Origin of the sequence: Arthrobacter sp. Bi26 (assembly GCF_918697925.1) — a bacterium.
In the GTDB taxonomy this organism is placed as follows: domain Bacteria; phylum Actinomycetota; class Actinomycetes; order Actinomycetales; family Micrococcaceae; genus Arthrobacter.
In genome coordinates this window covers 21,991-39,366 of record NZ_CAKKMF010000045.1, presented here as the reverse complement: position 1 = coordinate 39,366, position 17,376 = coordinate 21,991, and the positions used below count along the sequence as shown (strand labels likewise).

The window sequence follows — 17,376 nt, the reverse complement described above, 5'->3', positions numbered from 1 at the left end:
GGGCGGGCGGGGTCGGCTGTGGCCTCCGTCACTCTGGTTGCAATAGTATGCACTTGATTCAGCGTCCGTCAATGTAAGTGCAAAATAAAATGGCGGCGAAGGTGACTGGCATGATGGAGTCGTGATGAGCGAGCGGCCGGCCTCCCTACCCGGCATGGACCCGGACGTGGCCATCGACTTTCCGCGGCCTTTGAAGGGGCCGTCCACCCAGCACCAGCTGCTCACCCTGCTGGTTGACTACTGGTTCAAGAGCGAGGAATGGCTGCCGTCCCGGCTCATCGCTGCCCTGGCCGCGGGTCTGGGAATTACGGCCTCGGCGTCGGCGACGGCGCTGAGCCGCCTGGCGTCCCGGGGCGTGCTCGAACAATCCAGTGCCGGGCGTACGTCGCGCTACCGCATCACCCAGGGCGCGCGCAACCGGCTCCGTCACGGCCTCGAGCAGGTCTCCGTCTTCGGCGAACAGTCCCGCCAATGGGACGGCCACTGGACCGTCATCGCGTTTTCGATTCCGGAGACGTCGCGGGATGTCCGCGAGATGTTCCGCTCACGCCTGCGGTGGCGCGGATTCGCGCCGCTGTTCGGGGCGCTGTGGGTCTCTCCGCGCGACCACTCCGAGGAACTCGAAAAAACCTGCAAGGGCTATGGCGTGGACGACTACGTCATCTTCCGAACCGCTGAATCCAGCCTCCGCGGCAAACGGCTCGTGGAGGCCTGGTCACCGCAGGAGTTCAGGGAACAATACCGGCCCTTTACCGAAAAATTCACGCCCTGGGCTGAACGCCTCGACGCCGGAACGGTCAGCCCGGCGGAGGCCTTCAGGGTCAGGACTGAACTGATGGATGCGTGGCGGGCGTTCCCCTGGAGTGACCCGGATCTTCCCGCCGAGCTCCTGCCGGAGGCCTGGCCGCGGACAGAGGCCAGGGAACTCCTTGTCCGCCTCTACGACGGGCTCGCCGACGCTGCCACTGCCTACGTCGAGGAAATCGTGGCCCGGGAAGCCCCCGAGCTGGCGGGTACGGCGCGGGCGCTGTCGGTGACACCCGGGCTCTGACCCGGACTGGTATTCGGGCTGTGATCCGGTCCGGGCGGCGGCCCCCGAACTTAGTGGAACGTGCCTAGTGGATCGCCGCCAGCAGGATGCCGACGCCGACAAAGAGCCCTCCGAATGTCCGGTTCAGCACTTTCTGTCCGCCGGCGTCGCGGGTGAAGCGCTGGAAGGACCGGGCCGCCGCCGCGAAGAAGAACCACATGACGAGGACGTCGATCACGATCACTGTGGCGGCCAGGACCACGTACTGCGGCAGCAGCGGCTGCTCCGGCCGGATGAACTGGGGCATGAAGGCCAGGAAGAAGACCACGGCTTTGGGGTTGAGCAGGTTGACCCACAGGCCGCGGCGGAACATGGAGAGGCCCGGTTCGTTGCGCAGGGCGGCGGCCTTCTCCTGGTCCAGATCCGGCTTGTGCAGGAACTGCCGGATGCCCAGGTAGACCAGGTAGGCGGCGCCGGCGTAGCGGATCACGTTGAAGGCGACCGGTGAGCTCGCCACGAGCACCCCGACGCCGAGGGCCACGATCAGGATGTGCACTACGAGGGCGGCCTGCTGGCCCAGGATGCCCCAGAGGGAACGGCGGAATCCCGAGTTCAGGGAATTGCTCATCGTGTTGATGGCGCCCGCGCCGGGAGTGAAGCTGATCAGGACGCCGGCGCCGGCCAGGGCCAGCCAAAGGGAGGGTTGCACCCGCCAAGTTTACGGTCCAGGCCGCCGCCGGCCTGATTGATGACGGGAGTCAGTCGCGGCGGAGGCCGTAGCTGAGGATCATGTTGCCTTTGCTGGTCTGCTGGGACGACTGCAGCTCCAGCCGGGTGAGGGGATCGCCGTCGTTGAACAAACGCCGCCCGCTGCCCGCGATCACGGGATGGACGATCAGCATCAATGTGTCGAGCAGCCCGGCGAACAGCAGCTGGTGGACCAGAGAGATGCTGCTGAAGATCCCTATTTCGCCGCCGTCGCTGTCCTTCAGGCCCGCAACGAAGTCCTCCAGCCGGCCCTCGATCAGGCGCGAATTCTGCCACTCCAGCTCCCCGGCCAGGGTCCGGGACGCGACAAACTTCGGCAGCGGATTGATGAACCCGGCGAAGTCGGCGTCGCTCTCGGAGTTGGGCCAGTACTCCGCCCACTGCTGGTACCCGACGCGGCCCAGGAGCGCGGTGTCGATCCGGCCCATCATCTCGCCCATTCCGGCACCCAGCTCTTCGTCGAAGCTGTCGAATTGCCACAGGAACGGGTCTTCAACCACGCCGTCCACTGAGCAGAAAAGGCCGGCCGTCAACTTGCGCATGGGGTTCTCCTTGCCGTGGGTCTCTAGTTGGGTCTCTAGCGGGTCTCTAGTGCACCCTATCCGCTGATCCGGAAGCACGGAATGGCTGCCGAAATCTCGTCAGCGACCCGCCCCGGAGGCTGGCTGCGCCGCCAGCCCCGCGAGCCTTGGGCGTGCCCGGGGCGCGCCCAAGGCCCGCTGAGGGTTAGCCGTTGGAAGTGTACCCATCCGTGGCGGTGCCGCCCGGGCCGCCATGGCCTCCGCCGGGGCCGCCCTGGCCTTCCTGGGTTTCGGTCACGGTGAAGTTCGCATCCAGCAGGACGGTAGCGCGGGTGCCGTCCGCCTTAGTGATGTGGGCTTCGTAGGTTGCGCCGTCGGCGTCGGTCTCCATCCTTTCGATCGTCGCGTCCGGCTGGGCGGCCTTCACCGCAGCCTCGACCTTTGTGGCGGTGTCGCCGGTGAGGACCTCCTCCGTCTTGCCGTTGGCCTGGTGCGGGCCGCGCTGGCCGCCGGTGCCGTAGCCATCGGTGGCCTGGGTGGAGGACGAGCTGCTGGTCGAATCGGCAGCCATCGCGGGGATGGCCGACGCGCCGATGGCGCCGCCGCCAATCACCGCAGCGAGCATGATGCCCGCGGTGGTCTTGTTGATCTTTGCCATTGTGAAACTCCTTCGCTGAGGCCCGGATGCCGGACCGGCCGAGTTTTCGGCCTGGAACCAGCCTCAGACGTGGAGTTATGGCTGCGCTTTCGGCATGCTGTGCCGGTCCTGTGACCGCCTACGGCCGCTCAGACTCGGGCTCAGCCGCACTTGCCCAGCTTCGAATGAGCCCAGTGGAACATGGTCCTGGGAAGGTCATCATGATCCGGATATTGGTCAAAATAGGAGTGCGCACGGGCAGACATATAGCCCGTTTCGTCGATGGCGAAGTGGCCGATCAGCTGCATGCCCCGTTCTGCTGCCTTCGATTCCAATGCGTCTGCCTCGTCCATGATCGGTTCCGAGAAGTCGTATTCGCTGAATCTGCCAGGGTGGGCGATCGCAAAGTACTTGGTGAATTCCGGATTCAGCGACGCCAGAACGGCATCGTGGAACGGGGCCAGGGAACCAGCAAAATCTTCGGCCATGACCTCGACGGTGTCCAAACGCATTTCCTCGTCTACGCACATCAGCACCACCTTGGGCATGAGCTTGCCGTCCTGGACGATAAACGGGCGGGCGAGAACCTGGAAGTCAAAACCTGCTTGGATGATCATGTTTTGACGCTAAGGCGCCCGCACTCGGAGCTCTAGGGTCACAAGCGCTTATGTGGACAAAGGGGCGCCCGCTCACGCCCGGGCGATGACCTCGCCGTTGGGAATCAGGAACCAGCCGTCGTCGGTGGAGCCCCACCGGTGCCAGCCGGCGGAAATCCGGGCCAGTTCCGCCTCGCTGGCAAAGCCGTACTCGAGCGCCTGGTCCGCAAAGGATGAATGCAGCACCCGCTCGCCCCACACCCGGGCCTGCCACCGCCGCTGCTGCCCGGTGGCGTAGAGCCAGTTGCTGCTGGACGGGGCCACGTCCGTGAACCCGGCGGCCTGTGCCCAGGACACGAGCCGGCGGCCGGCGTCGGGCTCGGCCCCGTTGCGGCGGGCGATCCGCTGGTACAACTCCATCCAGTCGTCGAGCTCGGGGATGGCCGGGTACCAGCTCATGCCGTGGAAATCGGCGTCGCGCACCGCCACGATCCCCCCGGCCTTGGCCGCCCGGCGCATCTCCCGCAGGGCCGCGACGGGGTCCGTGAGGTGCTGGAGGACCTGATGGGCGTGGACGACGTCGAACGACTCGTCCGGGAAGTCGAGGTCGTAGACGTTGCCGGTGGCAAAGTCGACGTTGTCCACGCCGCGCTCGACGGCGAGTGCCGCGGCCTGGGCGATGATGTCGGGGGAACGGTCCAGGCCCGTGACCCTGCCCGGTGCCACCAGCTCCGCGAAGTCGCACGTGATGCTGCCCGGCCCGCAGCCGACGTCGAGGACGTTCGCCCCGGGCGTGAGATGCGGGATCACGAACGCTGCCGAGTTTTCCGCCGTGCGGGAGGCATGGGCACGGACCACCGACTCGTGGTGGCCGTGTGTGTACACGTCGTCAGGCTGCTGCTCACTCATAATGGAACGCTACCCTCCCGCCTCCGGAAAAGGGCAGACCCTCCCCGTGTGCCCGGCGATTCGGTCGGCGCGCGCCGGCAGGCAGTTTTTTGCGGCTTGCCGTCAGTTTTGCCGCTTCCGGCGCCGGAGAATCTGCGGATGAATGGAGGAGTGGAAATCAACAACAATAAAGACGGCAGCGGCAGCGGACTTGGCCTGTTCCGGGCCACCGGAATCTATGTCGGGGCGATCCTGGGCTCGGGTGTCCTGGTGCTTCCCGCCATCGCGGCCAATGAGGCCGGCCCGGCATCGCTCCTTGCATGGGCCGTCCTGCTGGTGTTCTGCATTCCGGTCGCCTTCAGCTTCGCCGAAATGAGCCGCCAGCAGCCCGACGCCGGAGGGATCGCCCACTTCGTCAAGCGCGCCTTCGGGCGCCGCGCCTCGGTGGTGGCCGGGTACCTCTTCTACTTTTCGATCCCCTTCGGCGCCCCGGCAACGGCCGTGATCGGCGGCAATTACATCGCTCACGCCGTCGGTGGCGGCCGGGAAACCGCGGTCCTTGCGGCGGCGGTGATCCTACTGGCCGCCTTCGCGAGCAACGCCGTCGGCATCCGGGTTTCCAGCCGCATGCAACTGGCGCTCATGGTGCTGCTGGTGGCACTGCTCGCGCTCGCCGTCGTGCTCGCAGCGCCCCACGCCAAGGCGGAAAATTTCCAGCCCTTTGCCCCGCACGGCTACTGGGCCGTCGGCGGCGCCGCGAGCCTGCTGTTCTTCTGCTTCGCCGGTTGGGAAGCGGTCTCCCACCTGGCCGGGGAGTTCCGCAACCCCGGGCGCGACCTCCGGCGGGCTACGTGGCTCACCTTGATTGTGGTGGGCGCGGTCTACATCGGCGTTGTCGCCGCGTCGGTGGCGGTCCTCGGCCCGGAACTGCCCGCTACGGCGGTGCCCGTCGCGGCGTTGCTGGAAGCAGGGTTGGGCTCACTGGCGGCCCCGCTCACCGCCGTCGCCGCTGCCGCGCTGACTTTCGGCCCCATCAACACGTTCGTGGCCGGCGCCAGCCGGCTCGGGGCCGCCCTGGCGTCCGACGGCGTGTTGCCGCCCGCCCTTGCCCGCGGTGCCGGGCGCGGTCAGGTGCCCGCCGGAAGCCTGGTAACCCTGGCCGTCCTGACGCTGCTGTCCTTCGCCGCGGCCATTGCCGGACTCACCGACATGCAGTTCCAGATCGGGGCCGCCTCGGCGTGCTTCACGGCCGTCACCGCGTTTGGCCTGGCCGCCGGCATCCGGTTGCTGCAGCCGCGGACCGTCGCCTGGTACGGCGTGATCGTGGCGGCGGGCGTCATGGTGGCCGTCCTGCTCTTTAGCGGCTGGGCCCTCGGGGTCCCGCTGGCACTGGCAGCGGCCGCCGTCGGCGTCGGCAGGCGCTTCGGCCGGAGCCCGGCGCCGAAGGCGACCCCGAAAGTTATGCAGCCGGGGGCCGCCCCGAAAGTTATGCAGCCGGAGGCGCCGCCGCCTGGCCGGCCCAAGGCTGCTGCCAGCCTGTGACGGCGCGCGCCGCGCATCAGCCGGGGCGGCGCTCCGATGCGGGGCCGCGGGCGGCTTCTTCGCCGGCCCGAACGGTGGCATCGATCATGGAGTTCATGAACCGGGTAACAACCTCCAGTTCCTCCGGCGTGAAGCTTTCCATGGCCGCGCCCATGTGGCGGGCCAGCGGGAGGAACATGGCGCCGCCGTCGCGGTAGGCCTTGGGGGTCATGCGCAGCTGCACCTGGCGGCGGTCCGCGCCTTCGCGCTCGCGGACCACGTGGCCGGAATTGTGGAGCCGGTCGATCAGAGCGGTTGTGGCAGGGGAGCTGAGGTTCAGCTCTTTTCGGAGCACTCCCGGGGTGACAATCTGGTCCCGCGCCGCGTGCCGCATGATCACGGCGAGGGCGTTGAGATCCGTGCGGTGCATGTCATTGCGGCCGCCGGCGGAATCCACATAGCGGTTGGCTTCGAGGGTGAATTCCTGCAGGAGCCGGACGAGGGGCGGCGGGCCGGCCGCTTCGGGCGGACCCGCGTCTTCGGATGGGCCTGCGTTTTCAGATGGGATCGGGGATTCGGCTGACACGGCGGACCTCCCTTGTTCCTAGTTGTGGCGTCCATTGATACGGGGCGTCTCTTGATAAGGCGTCCCTGGTTGCGGCGGCGGTCTGACCGCGGCCGGTCGGCGTCAACGACGGCGCCCTCCGGATTTTACTGCAGCCCGAACCATACTGCGGCGGCGGGGCGCCGGCTGTCCTTCCACTCTCCCCGAATTTCTCCTCAGTCCGGGCGCATAAGTCAGTCTGGGCGCATAAGGGTTATCTCCATGATGGAGATAGTCTACTATGGAGCTGAATGCCGGTCCCACCGCAGCGCACCCCGGAAGGTCACATGAAAAACTCCACACCCCCTCCGCCTTCTGAAATCCGCGGCGAATTCGGGCCCCCGCACCCCGGATCAGCAGCGCGGCCGTCCGAAAGCGGCGCAGAAACCCGAAAGCGGAGCAGAAACCGAACCACGCGCGTCCCGTTCTGGCTGCGTTGGCTGGTTCCCGCAGTGCTCGTCGTGGCCTGGCTGGCGATCGCCGGCGTCGGCGGCCCGACATTCGGCCGCTTGAGTGAGGTGTCATCAAACGATCAGGCATCATTCCTGCCGGCCGGGGCGGAGGCCACGGAGGCCGCGGACTGGCATGCCAAATTCCGGGACTCCAAGGAGATCCCCGCCGTGATCGTGATTGAGAGCGGCTCCGCCTTCACTCCGGCCCAGCTGCGTGAGGCCGCGGCACTCAAGGACAGGCTGGCGGCCCTGCAGGGCGGCAGCACGGTGATCGGCCCCATCCCTTCCGAGGACGCCAAGGCGGTCCAGTTCGTGGTGCCCATTCCTTCCTCTGCGGAAGTGAAGACGGTGGTCAAGGAGCTGCGCAACGAGGTTCAGGCGTCCGCGCCGGCAGGAATGCAGACCTTCGTTACCGGACCGGCCGGGCTCACGGCGGACCTGGTGAGTGCTTTTGCCGGTATTGACGGCATCCTGCTGCTTGTGGCCCTCGGGGCCGTGTTCCTGATCCTGCTGATCGTGTACCGTTCCCTGCTGCTGCCTGTCATGGTGCTGTTCACGTCCGTGTTCGCGCTGTGTGCCGCGATCCTGCTGGTGTTCGGGATGGCCAAGGCCGGCTGGATCCAGCTGAACGGCCAAAGCCAGGGCATCCTGTCCATCCTGGTGATCGGCGCGGCAACCGACTACGCCCTGCTGTACGTGGCACGGTTCCGCGAAGCCCTGACCCACACCACCGACCGGACGGCGGCCGCCCTCACCGCATGGAAGGCGGCCTGGGAACCGATCCTGGCCTCCGGCGCCACCGTGATCATCGCACTGCTCTGCCTGCTCTTCTCCGACCTCAATTCCAACAAGGCCCTCGGCCCCGTGGCGGCCGCGGGCATCCTCTGCGCGCTGTTCGCGGCCCTGACCCTGCTGCCGGCCCTGATGGCGCTGCTGGGCAGGGCGGCGTTCTGGCCGTTCCGGCCCAAGCTGCTGCCGGAAACCCAGCGGGAACCGGAACTGGTCACCGGGCTGGAGGGCCAGAAGGGGCTCTGGCGGGCCACCGGTTCACTGGTTGCCCGCCGGCCGCGCACCGTCTGGGTTGCCTCGGTCCTCCTGCTCCTTGTGGCCGGTTCCGGCATCCTGCAGCTCAAGGCCAACGGCGTAGCCCAGACTGACGTCATCCTCACCGCCTCCAACGCCGTCGACGGACAAGATGCCCTGGGCCGGCACTTCGACGCCGGGTCCGGCAGCCCGGCCGTGATCGTGGCCGACCAGGCAAGGGCCCAGGAGGTCCTGGATCGGGTCATGGCGAGCAACGGCGTCGGGGACGCCTATCTGCTGGCCGAAGGCGGCGTTCCCATCATGACCGGCGCACTGGCCAACCCGGCCAACCCTGCCGCCCCGGGCGCTCCGGGCGCTCCGGCGGCCCCGGCGGCCCGGGACGGGAAGGTCCTGATCAACGCGACGCTGGACTCCGCCGCGGACTCCACCGAAGCCGAAAGCGTCGTGGTGTCGCTCCGCCAGGAACTGAAGGAGATTGACGGTGATGTGCTGGTCGGCGGCGTGACGGCGACGGCCCTGGATACGAACACCACCGCCCAGCGTGACCTCGTCACGATCATTCCGGTGGTCCTGGGTGTGATTCTGGTGATCCTCATGCTGCTGTTGCGCTCGGTGCTCGCGCCGGTCCTGCTGGTCGCCTCCGTGGTCCTGTCCTACGCAGCGGCGATGGGCGTCTCAGCCTTCGTGTTCAACAACGTTTTCGGCTTCCCGGGAGCGGATGCAACGGTGCCCCTGTTCGGCTTCGTCTTCCTCGTGGCACTGGGCGTTGACTACAACATCTTCCTGATGAGCCGGGTCCGGGAGGAATCCCTCAAGCACGGCACCCGGCCCGGCATCCTGCGGGGCCTCAGTGTGACCGGTGGGGTCATCACCTCGGCCGGGGTGGTCCTCGCCGCCACCTTCGCTGCCTTGGGCGTCATTCCGATCATGTTCCTGGTGCAGCTCGCCTTCATCGTCGCGTTCGGCGTCTTGCTGGACACGGTGCTGGTCCGCTCCCTGCTGGTGCCCGCGCTGGCCTACGACATCGGCCCGCGGCTCTGGTGGCCCGGCAAGGCGGGCCGGCCGGGGAACGATGCCGCGGCCCGCAGCGGTGCCCTTTCCTCGCGCGCGCCGTCCTCCCGGCAGGAGGAAGAGGAAGCCGGAGTCCGCTAGGGGGAACCGAAAGCCGCAGCCGCCGTCGCTCTCCCGGTCATTGTCCCCCGTCCGCCCACCAGGCGACCGTGGCGGCGGCTGCTTCGTGCAGCGGGGTCGGGGCCACGCCCAGGGCGGCCTGGCTCGCGGTCGAATCCATCACGAACGGGCGCTCGAACTGGTACAGCGTCTCGGCGATTTCCCGCATGTCGGGGGAGAACACCCCCATCGCCTTCAGCGCCCATCCGGGTATCGCCGTGACACGCGGGGCCCGGGCGCCGGCTGCCTTGGCGAATGCCCCAGCAAGCTCGCGCTGGGTCAGTGCAGGTCCGGTAGGCGCATGCCACACCCGGTTCCACACCTTCGGCTTGTCCGCCGTGGCAATCATGGCGGCCGCGAGGTCGGGAACGTAGGTAAAGGAATGCGGCTGGTCCGCCCGCCCGACCACCTGCACTTGCTTGCCGGCCGCGACAGGGCGGACCATGCGCTCGCCGGCGTGCGACATGCGGACCCGCGGCCCGAAGAAATCGCCGGCCACCATGCTCACGGTGGCGGTGGCGGATGCCGCGCGGGCGGCGAGCAGCTCGGTTCGGACGCCGCGCTTGCCGCCCTGCGCCTGCCGGGGGCTGTCCTCGGCCATGACATTCTCCGGGGCGCTGTAGGAGTACAGGCTCTCCGGGAAGACGACGACGGCGCCAGCCTCGCCCGCCGCGGCGAGCACGTTCTGCTCGGCGGCCGGCAGTTCCCTGGCCCACACGTCGGCGTTGTACCGCGAGCCGTGGATGCAGTGGAAGACCGCCGTGGCGCCGAGGAAGGCCTCACCTAGTTGGGCGGGCTCCGAAACATCAATCGACAGTCTTTCGACCAGCGGGTGGGCGGGTCCGCTGCCGGACCTTGTCAGGATGCGTACGCGGTGGCCCGCCGCGGCCAGCTGTTCCGCGACGGTCCAGCCCACCGGGCCGGCCCCCGTGACGACATAGAGCCTGGCCGATGGGCGCCCGGAGGCAGCAGGTTCGGACATTTCGATCTCCTTCGATGATATGAGAGCAGTGCTCTCTCTTCAGGATGCGACGCCCGGAGCGGCAAGTCAAGAGCGGTGCTCACATTTGTTGACAGTGCTCTTGTTTGTGAAATGCTGGACTCATGCCAGAAGACAGGATTGAAGCCGACGCTGATGTTTTTCCGGCAGCCGCGGATTCCCGGCCCCGCACCCCGCGCGAGCGTGCCCGGGCCCAGACCGTCGCCGATATTGTCCGGCTGGGCCGGGAGCATCTGGCCGTGCACGGGGCCGCCGCACTGTCCCTCCGTGCGGTGGCCCGGGACCTCGGCGTGGTCTCCTCGGCGGTCTACCGCTACGTGGAGAACCGGGAAGAGCTGCTGACCCTTCTCCTGATTGATGCGTACAACGAACTTGGCGATGAAGTGGATGCCGCCGTCGGGGCGGTACCGGAAGCAGACTTCGGCGGCCGCTTTGCGGCGCTGGGCCGCGCGGTGCGGGACTGGGCGCTGCGCGAGCCCTCCCGCTACGCACTGCTCTTCGGCAGTCCGGTGCCCGGTTACCAGGCCCCGGCCGAGCGGACCACCGGTCCCGGCACCAGGGTGATTACTGCCCTCATTGGAATCCTCGACGGCGCCTTCCGGGCCGGGCGGGTTGTCGCGACGGGTCGGCGGAGTCCTGCCGTGGCCGCCGGGCTGGCAGGGGATCTGGCGAAAATCCGGGCGGAGTTCGGTCTGGCGGTGCCGGATGACCTCCTGGCCCGCGGCGCCCTGGCCTGGACCTCACTCTTCGGCGCCGTCAGCTTCGAAGTCTTTGGCCAGTACGGCGCCGGCACGTTCACTGCCCGGGAGGAGCTCTTTGACCACCAACTGGCGGTGCTGGCCGACGTCGCCGGACTGCCGGCGGCCGGCGCTGCCGTATGAACCAGGTTCCCCTGTTGCCCCGCGGTGGCGCTCGATAGACTGCCACTGCGCCCGCACGGGCGCGCCCGATGCGTCCAGGAAGGATCCATCCATGTCTGAACAGAACAGGCCCGAAGATAGCAGGCCTGAAGAGAACTTGTCTGAAGAGAACGTGTCCGGAAAAGCGGTGTCCCACGACGCCGATGCGGGTCCCACTGTGGATGAAGCGGAGGCGGCGGCGCCGGAGGGGCAGTACGTCGAGGGCGACTACGGCTCCGCCGGCACGGCAGGCGAAGTCCCGCCCACGGCCGTCGAGGGGGCGTACGCGGCTGGGGACTACGGCAGTGCCGGCGTGGCCGGAGCGGCCGTCGTTGGCGAGGTGGAAGGCGACTATCCCGAGGGCGACTACGGCGAGGGCGGGGTCTCCGGTGAGCCCGCCGGCGTCGCCGAGGAGGGGGAGTACCCCGAAGGTGACTACGGGACCGCCGGAACGGCCCGTCCCGAGCAACCCGGCCGGCCGGCAGTGGGGGAGTCGGCCGACGAGGACGCCGCGCGAGGCGATAGCTAGCGCGAAGGAAGCTGGCGGCACCAGCCGGCGCAGGCGTCGGCTGGTCTGCGGCGCGGGCCAGTGCACAGGGAGCGGGCCTCTGCGGGTGGTCAGTGCACGGGTTCGCGCAGGGCGAAATGCTTCCTAGGGAAGCGGCGGAGGGGCTGGATTCCGGGGAATCTGGGCGGTGATGAGCGGCCGCGGGCCGGACGCGAAACAAAGTTGAGTCGATGTCGCTCAACTTTGAATTGACTTATGACCGCGTCTGGGTAAAGTTGAGTGCAGATCGCTCAATAACGGTCGGACCCGGTTGGAACCACTGTGGGTCCGCGGCCATCTCCGCAAGATTCCAAGGAAGTAAGGAAGCAATCCATGTCACGTGCAGTAGGTATTGACCTCGGAACCACTAACTCCGTCGTCTCCGTTCTCGAAGGTGGCGAGCCCACCGTCATTGCCAACGCCGAGGGTGGCCGCACCACGCCGTCGGTTGTTGCCTTCTCCAAGTCCGGCGAGGTCCTGGTCGGCGAGATCGCCAAGCGCCAGGCCGTCAACAACATTGACCGCACCATCGCATCCGTCAAGCGCCACATGGGCACTGACTGGACGGTCGCCATTGACGACAAGAAGTACACGGCGCAGGAAATTTCCGCCCGTATCCTCATGAAGCTCAAGAACGACGCCGAGTCCTACCTCGGCGAAAAGGTCACCGACGCCGTCGTCACCGTGCCGGCCTACTTCAACGACGCCCAGCGCCAGGCCACCAAGGAGGCCGGAGAAATCGCCGGCCTGAACGTCCTGCGCATCGTCAACGAGCCCACCGCGGCCGCCCTGGCCTACGGCCTGGACAAGGGTAAGGAAGATGAGCTCATCCTGGTCTTCGACCTCGGCGGCGGAACGTTCGACGTCTCCCTCCTTGAGGTCGGCAAGGACGAGGACAACTTCTCCACCATCCAGGTCCGCGCCACCGCCGGTGACAACCACCTCGGCGGCGACGACTGGGACCAGCGCGTCGTGGAGTACCTGCTGAACCAGCTCAAGGTCAAGGGCATCGACCTGACCAAGGACAAGATTGCCCTGCAGCGTCTCCGCGAAGCAGCGGAGCAGGCCAAGAAGGAACTCTCCTCCTCCTCGAGCACCAACGTTTCGCTCCAGTACCTGTCCGTCACCCCGGACGGCCCGGTGCACCTGGACGAGCAGCTGACCCGCGCCAAGTTCCAGGACCTCACCAAGGACCTGCTGGACCGCACCAAGAAGCCGTTCCAGGACGTCATCAAGGAAGCCGGCATCAAGCTCTCCGAGATCGACCACATCGTGCTCGTCGGCGGTTCCACCCGCATGCCGGCCGTCTACGACCTCGTCAAGGAACTGGCCGGAGGCAAGGAGCCGAACAAGGGCGTCAACCCGGATGAGGTAGTCGCCGTCGGCGCAGCCCTGCAGGCTGGCGTCCTCAAGGGCGAGCGCAAGGACGTGCTGCTGATCGACGTCACCCCGTTGTCCCTTGGCATCGAAACCAAGGGCGGCATCATGACGCACCTGATCGAGCGCAACACCGCCATCCCCACCAAGCGCAGTGAGACCTTCACCACCGCGGATGACAACCAGCCGTCCGTGGCCATCCAGGTCTTCCAGGGCGAGCGTGAGTTCACCCGCGACAACAAGCCGCTGGGCACGTTCGAGCTGACCGGCATCGCTCCGGCTCCCCGCGGCGTCCCGCAGGTCGAGGTCACCTTCGACATCGACGCCAACGGCATCGTGCACGTTTCGGCGAAGGACAAGGGCACCGGCAAGGAACAGTCCATGACCATCACCGGCGGCACCGCGCTGTCCAAGGAAGACATCGACCGCATGGTCCACGACGCCGAAGAGCACGCAGCCGAGGACAAGGCCCGCCGCGAGGCAACCGACACCCGCAACACGGCCGAGCAGCTCGCCTACTCCGTGGACAAGCTGATCGCTGACAACGCCGACAAGCTGCCCGAAGAGGTCAAGACCGAGGTCAAGGCCGACGTCGACGCCCTCAAGAAGGCCCTCGAAGGCACCGATGACGCCGCCGTGAAGACCGCGTTTGAGAAGCTGCAGGCTTCCCAGACCAAGCTCGGCGAAGCCATCTACGCCCACGCCGGTTCCCCCGACGGCCACGCCGGTGCGCAGGGTGCCCCCGCAGGCGAGCAGGCAGCCGGCTCCGGCTCCGACGAGGACATCGTCGACGCCGAAATCGTTGACGAAGACGAGAAGAAGTAATCATGCCGCACCACGGTAACGAAGAAGAGCACGGTTCTTCCGAGGGCCGGCGCGACGCCGAACAGCAGGAGAGCGAGTCGCAGAAGCCGGTGATCCACGATCACCGCAAGGTTGACCCGAAGACCGGCCAGGCCCGCCACCCCGGCCAGGAGCAGGCCGGCGCTGCGGACTCCCGTTCCGGGGATGCCCTGTCCCAGGCGGAGGACATCCTCAACAGTGTTGAGGTGCCCGCCGAGGAATCGGTGGCGCAGGGCGTTGACGCGGCCGCGGCGGAGGAGCTCAGGAATGACCTCCGCCGGCTGCAGGCCGAGTACGTCAACTACCGCAAGCGGGTCGAGCGCGACCGTGCCGTGGCCGGCGAGATGGCCGTCATCGGCGTCCTGAACGCGCTGCTGCCGGTACTGGACGACGTCGACGCCGCCCGCCAGCACGGCGACCTCGCGGACGGTCCTTTCGCCGCGATCGCCGCCAAGCTGGAGGCTGCGCTGAAGACGTACGGACTGGTCCGCATCGATGAGACCGGCGTGGAGTTCGATCCGACCATCCACGAGGCCCTCATCCAGCAGCCCGGCACGGATATCGAAATCGACACCGTCAGCCAGGTGCTGCGCTCGGGCTACAAGTCCGGCGAACGCGTGCTCCGCGCGGCCCAGGTGATCGTGGCGGTTCCGGCGTAGGTCACCCTCGGCGCTACGCCGAATAGGGGGCGGTGCCCGCTTCGCGGTGCCCTCCACACCGCCGCCCCCTATCCGGCCTCCGCGCCAGCGTGTTGCTCGCCTAAAGTGAGTTAACAAACAGCGCGAAGCAGATGATGGGCCCCGGGAGTGGCATCGGGCCTGCCGGAGCGTGGTGGCTTGGTCCGTCAGGACCAAGCCACCACGCGAAGGGGCGGGGGCCCATCATCTGTGAAGCGCACGCTGCACAACTTTTGAAAGGAAACGCCATTGGCTAGCCAGGACTGGGTGGACAAGGACTTCTACAAGATCCTTGGTGTCGCCAAGGACGCTTCCGACGCCGACATCAAGAAGGCCTACCGCAAGCTTGCCCGGCAGCACCACCCGGACAGGAATGCCGGTGACTCGGCGTCGGAGAGAAAATTCAAGGACATCTCCGAGGCCTATTCCGTGCTCTCGGATCCCGATGAGCGCCAGCAGTACGACGCCATCCGGGCCATGGGTGGCGGCGCACGCTTTGCCCCCGGCGGAAGCGGCGGGGCTGCCGGCGGAGCGGGCTTCGAGGACCTCTTCGGCGGGCTCTTCACCGGCGGCGGGGGGCGCCATTCCGGCGGTTACAGCACGGCCGGCGGCATTCCGCCCGAGTTCGCAGATCTCTTCGGCGGCGGCGGGTTCGGCGGCGGGGGCCAGTCCTTCCAGCGGGCTCCGCAGAAGGGCGCGGACCGCACTGCGTCCACGTCGATCTCGTTTGCCGGGTCAATCCGCGGCACCACGATCGGCCTGCGCGAACCGGACGGCGAGGTCATCGACGTCCGCATCCCGGCCGGAATCAAGGACGGACAAAAGGTCCGTGTCCGCGGCAAGGGACAGTACGCTGCCGCCGGCAATGGCGACCTCATGGTCACCGTCTCGGTGAAGCCCCACGAGTTCTACGTCCGCGACGGCGACAACCTCCGCATCCACGTCCCGGTGTCTTTCCCGGAGGCGGCCCTGGGCGCGGATATCGAGGTTCCGACGATCGACGGCGACAAGGTCAAGGTCAGGGTCCCCGCAGGGACGCCCTCGGGCCGGACGCTGCGCGTCAAGGGCCGCGGCGTCAAGCACGCCAAGGCCACCGGCGACCTGCTGGTGACAATCGACGTCGCTGTTCCGCGGAGGCTGAACAAGGAAGCGGAGGAGGCCGTGAAGGCCTTCGCCGCGGCAACCGCCGATGAAGACGTCCGCGCGGGCCTGGCAGCCAAGGCCCGGCTCTAGGAACGGGATCCAGCCATGGCCATCGACTTCGATCAGCCGATCTTCGTCATCTCCGTTGCCGCAGAACTGGCGGACATGCACCCGCAGACACTGCGCCAGTACGACCGGCTGGGAATCGTCTCGCCCAGCCGCGCCCCGGGCAAGTCGAGGCGCTACTCGCAGCGGGATGTGAACATGCTCCGCGAGGTCCAGAGGCTCTCCCAGGAGGGGGTCTCGCTGGAGGGCATCAAGCGGATCCTGCAGCTGGAGAACCAGGTGGCCGCCCTGCAGCGCCGTGTCAGCGAACTGACGCAGGAGCTGGGACGGCGCCGCCAGGGCGCCGATTCGCGGATCTTCGCCGCCGGAACGGCTGGCGACGTCGTCAGCCTGGCCCGCGGCAAGCGCCCCCAGGCGAGGTCGCAGGCGCTGGTGGTGTGGCGGCCGCGGGGCATCGACTAGGACAAACAACAGTGCCCGGGACCAATGGTCCCGGGCACTGCTGTCGTTGCGTGCGGTGGGGTGCTGCCGCCGGGGCCTACTTGCCGGCCGCGATGAGCTGGTCGACGGCGGCCCGTTCGCGCTTCCCCCAGGTCTCCCGGGTGACCAGGGCGGCAATGAGCCCGATGGCTCCGCATGCCATATAGACAATTGCCACGCCGCTCCAGCCCCAGGCCGCTGCCGTGGCTGCTGCGATGAGGGGGAGGAAGCCGGAGATTGCGGCCGAGAGCCCTGCTCGGCCTGCCTACCGTGTGGCTGCGTGACTGTGCTCCTCAGCGTCACGTCCTTCGGTTACTTCGAGGCGTCCGGGCAAGTAGTCGCGGGAGCGGACTGAGTACACCGGAACGCGAACAAGTACCCGGCCATCCGATAGTCGGGTACCTGATTTGCGTGACTTCATGCCCGTGCCGCGCGTTGAATTGGAGTGTCAGAAATGCTGGCATGACATGCTCACAGCTCCTACGGGAAGCCCGGGCGCGGAGCCAGCGCAGGAGCAGCGTAGACGCCGGGGGGCATCGCATGCATGATTCAGCCGAATTTGATCCGTCCACTGGCGATCCTTCGCAGTTTGATCCGCCCAGGTTTCATTCGCCCCTCCGGGGCGGGTCCTGGCTGCGGCCGGCTGCGTTGATGGGCACGCCGTGAGCCCGGGACTCCAGGCGGCCGTCCTGTTTGCCGGCTCCCTGCCAGGGCACATCCTGATGTCCCTGGGACAGGCCCTGGTGGTCGTCTGCCTGTGCTTCGACTTCGTCCGCGCGGTGTCCGTGCCGCGGTCCCGCAGCCGGTACGTCGCCAACACCTGGTTCCGGACACTTGCCCTGCCTTCCATCCTGGTCATGGCGTTCAGTGTGCTCATCGACGCCGCCTCCGGCTCCTGGCAGGACGTGGGCGCCGGGGTCTTCATCCTGGTTGCCGTGATCTTCCGGTGGCACTATGACACCGACGAAGACAGCTGGTGGAAGGGCAAAGGCCGGGCCCTGGGCCGTTGGCTCAGGACTCGGGCCGCCTCGGGGTCCATGGCGGCCCCGGCCACGGCGTGAAAAAGCCCTTGCTGTCCGGGCGTCCCAGGGTGTCCAATCCTTAACACAAGGC

17 protein-coding genes are annotated in these 17,376 nt (G+C 67.6%); 10 read left to right on the top strand and 7 right to left on the bottom strand.

Features of this window, described 5'->3' with window-relative positions; translation table 11 throughout:
- Positions 1–124: 124 nt before the first annotated feature.
- A complete protein-coding gene (locus LQV16_RS13215) occupies positions 125–1,051 on the top strand; it encodes a PaaX family transcriptional regulator C-terminal domain-containing protein (protein ID WP_229994349.1) in 927 nt (308 codons plus the stop codon).
- A 64-nt stretch (positions 1,052–1,115) separates the two neighbouring features.
- Here the strand turns inward: LQV16_RS13215 and LQV16_RS13210 are convergent, their stop codons facing one another.
- The 5 genes from LQV16_RS13210 to LQV16_RS13190 form a co-directional block, all read right to left on the bottom strand.
- Positions 1,116–1,739, bottom strand: coding sequence for a LysE family transporter (locus LQV16_RS13210; RefSeq protein WP_229994348.1), 624 nt, complete (start codon positions 1,737–1,739; stop codon positions 1,116–1,118).
- 49 nt (positions 1,740–1,788) lie between these two features.
- A complete protein-coding gene (locus tag LQV16_RS13205) occupies positions 1,789–2,340 on the bottom strand; it encodes a dihydrofolate reductase family protein (RefSeq protein WP_229994347.1) in 552 nt (183 codons plus the stop codon).
- 184 nt (positions 2,341–2,524) lie between these two features.
- Entirely contained in the window at positions 2,525–2,977 is a 453-nt protein-coding gene (locus LQV16_RS13200; RefSeq protein ID WP_229994346.1) for a hypothetical protein, read from the bottom strand.
- A gap of 140 nt (positions 2,978–3,117) precedes the next feature.
- Positions 3,118–3,573, bottom strand: a complete 456-nt coding sequence (locus LQV16_RS13195; protein ID WP_229994345.1) for a hypothetical protein — start codon at positions 3,571–3,573, stop codon at positions 3,118–3,120.
- A 72-nt stretch (positions 3,574–3,645) separates the two neighbouring features.
- Positions 3,646–4,461 (bottom strand): methyltransferase domain-containing protein, encoded by an 816-nt coding sequence (locus tag LQV16_RS13190; protein ID WP_229994344.1) that lies wholly within the window; start codon positions 4,459–4,461, stop codon positions 3,646–3,648.
- A 150-nt stretch (positions 4,462–4,611) separates the two neighbouring features.
- On the opposite strand from LQV16_RS13190, the gene LQV16_RS13185 reads away from it, so the two are divergent.
- Positions 4,612–5,982 (top strand): amino acid permease, encoded by a 1,371-nt coding sequence (locus LQV16_RS13185; RefSeq protein WP_229994343.1) that lies wholly within the window; start codon positions 4,612–4,614, stop codon positions 5,980–5,982.
- A gap of 16 nt (positions 5,983–5,998) precedes the next feature.
- On the opposite strand, the gene LQV16_RS13180 is transcribed toward LQV16_RS13185, so the two are convergent.
- Positions 5,999–6,547 carry a helix-turn-helix domain-containing protein gene (locus tag LQV16_RS13180; RefSeq protein ID WP_229994342.1) on the bottom strand — a complete coding sequence of 183 codons (549 nt, stop codon included), beginning with the start codon at positions 6,545–6,547 and terminating at the stop codon, positions 5,999–6,001.
- Positions 6,548–7,017: 470 nt separating this feature from the next.
- On the opposite strand from LQV16_RS13180, the gene LQV16_RS13175 reads away from it, so the two are divergent.
- A complete protein-coding gene (locus tag LQV16_RS13175) occupies positions 7,018–9,213 on the top strand; it encodes an MMPL family transporter (RefSeq protein ID WP_229994341.1) in 2,196 nt (731 codons plus the stop codon).
- Between the two features lie 37 nt (positions 9,214–9,250).
- Here LQV16_RS13175 and LQV16_RS13170 read toward each other — a convergent pair whose 3' ends face one another.
- On the bottom strand, positions 9,251–10,213 hold the full coding sequence (locus tag LQV16_RS13170) for an NAD-dependent epimerase/dehydratase family protein (RefSeq protein ID WP_229994340.1): 963 nt from the start codon (positions 10,211–10,213) through the stop codon (positions 9,251–9,253).
- Positions 10,214–10,335: 122 nt separating this feature from the next.
- On the opposite strand from LQV16_RS13170, the gene LQV16_RS13165 reads away from it, so the two are divergent.
- The 7 genes from LQV16_RS13165 to LQV16_RS13135 all read left to right on the top strand — a co-directional run bounded on the left by LQV16_RS13165 (position 10,336) and on the right by LQV16_RS13135 (position 17,324).
- Positions 10,336–11,112 (top strand): TetR/AcrR family transcriptional regulator, encoded by a 777-nt coding sequence (locus LQV16_RS13165; protein WP_229994339.1) that lies wholly within the window; start codon positions 10,336–10,338, stop codon positions 11,110–11,112.
- A 91-nt stretch (positions 11,113–11,203) separates the two neighbouring features.
- The gene (locus LQV16_RS13160) at positions 11,204–11,659 is read left to right on the top strand and encodes a hypothetical protein (RefSeq protein ID WP_229994338.1); all 456 of its coding nucleotides are present in this window, start codon (positions 11,204–11,206) and stop codon (positions 11,657–11,659) included.
- 351 nt (positions 11,660–12,010) lie between these two features.
- Positions 12,011–13,879: a molecular chaperone DnaK gene (dnaK, locus tag LQV16_RS13155; protein ID WP_229994337.1), complete on the top strand. Its 1,869-nt coding sequence runs from the start codon at positions 12,011–12,013 to the stop codon at positions 13,877–13,879.
- A 2-nt stretch (positions 13,880–13,881) separates the two neighbouring features.
- A complete protein-coding gene (grpE, locus tag LQV16_RS13150) occupies positions 13,882–14,556 on the top strand; it encodes a nucleotide exchange factor GrpE (RefSeq protein WP_229994336.1) in 675 nt (224 codons plus the stop codon).
- A gap of 267 nt (positions 14,557–14,823) precedes the next feature.
- A complete protein-coding gene (locus LQV16_RS13145; RefSeq protein WP_229994335.1) occupies positions 14,824–15,807 on the top strand; it encodes a DnaJ C-terminal domain-containing protein in 984 nt (327 codons plus the stop codon).
- Positions 15,808–15,822: 15 nt separating this feature from the next.
- Entirely contained in the window at positions 15,823–16,245 is a 423-nt protein-coding gene (locus LQV16_RS13140) for a helix-turn-helix transcriptional regulator (protein ID WP_229994334.1), read from the top strand.
- Positions 16,246–16,925: 680 nt separating this feature from the next.
- The gene (locus LQV16_RS13135) at positions 16,926–17,324 is read left to right on the top strand and encodes a hypothetical protein (protein WP_229994333.1); all 399 of its coding nucleotides are present in this window, start codon (positions 16,926–16,928) and stop codon (positions 17,322–17,324) included.
- Positions 17,325–17,376: the final 52 nt, after the last annotated feature.

Coding starts and splice junctions, on each gene's coding strand:
- LQV16_RS13205 (WP_229994347.1), bottom strand. CDS start 2,340: ATGCGCAAGTTGACGGCCGGCCTTTTCTGCTCAGTGGACGGCGTGGTT.
- LQV16_RS13195 (WP_229994345.1), bottom strand. CDS start 3,573: ATGATCATCCAAGCAGGTTTTGACTTCCAGGTTCTCGCCCGCCCGTTT.
- LQV16_RS13140 (WP_229994334.1), top strand. CDS start 15,823: ATGGCCATCGACTTCGATCAGCCGATCTTCGTCATCTCCGTTGCCGCA.
- LQV16_RS13200 (WP_229994346.1), bottom strand. CDS start 2,977: ATGGCAAAGATCAACAAGACCACCGCGGGCATCATGCTCGCTGCGGTG.
- LQV16_RS13190 (WP_229994344.1), bottom strand. CDS start 4,461: ATGAGTGAGCAGCAGCCTGACGACGTGTACACACACGGCCACCACGAG.
- LQV16_RS13165 (WP_229994339.1), top strand. CDS start 10,336: ATGCCAGAAGACAGGATTGAAGCCGACGCTGATGTTTTTCCGGCAGCC.
- LQV16_RS13160 (WP_229994338.1), top strand. CDS start 11,204: ATGTCTGAACAGAACAGGCCCGAAGATAGCAGGCCTGAAGAGAACTTG.
- LQV16_RS13215 (WP_229994349.1), top strand. CDS start 125: ATGAGCGAGCGGCCGGCCTCCCTACCCGGCATGGACCCGGACGTGGCC.
- grpE (WP_229994336.1), top strand. CDS start 13,882: ATGCCGCACCACGGTAACGAAGAAGAGCACGGTTCTTCCGAGGGCCGG.
- LQV16_RS13170 (WP_229994340.1), bottom strand. CDS start 10,213: ATGTCCGAACCTGCTGCCTCCGGGCGCCCATCGGCCAGGCTCTATGTC.
- dnaK (WP_229994337.1), top strand. CDS start 12,011: ATGTCACGTGCAGTAGGTATTGACCTCGGAACCACTAACTCCGTCGTC.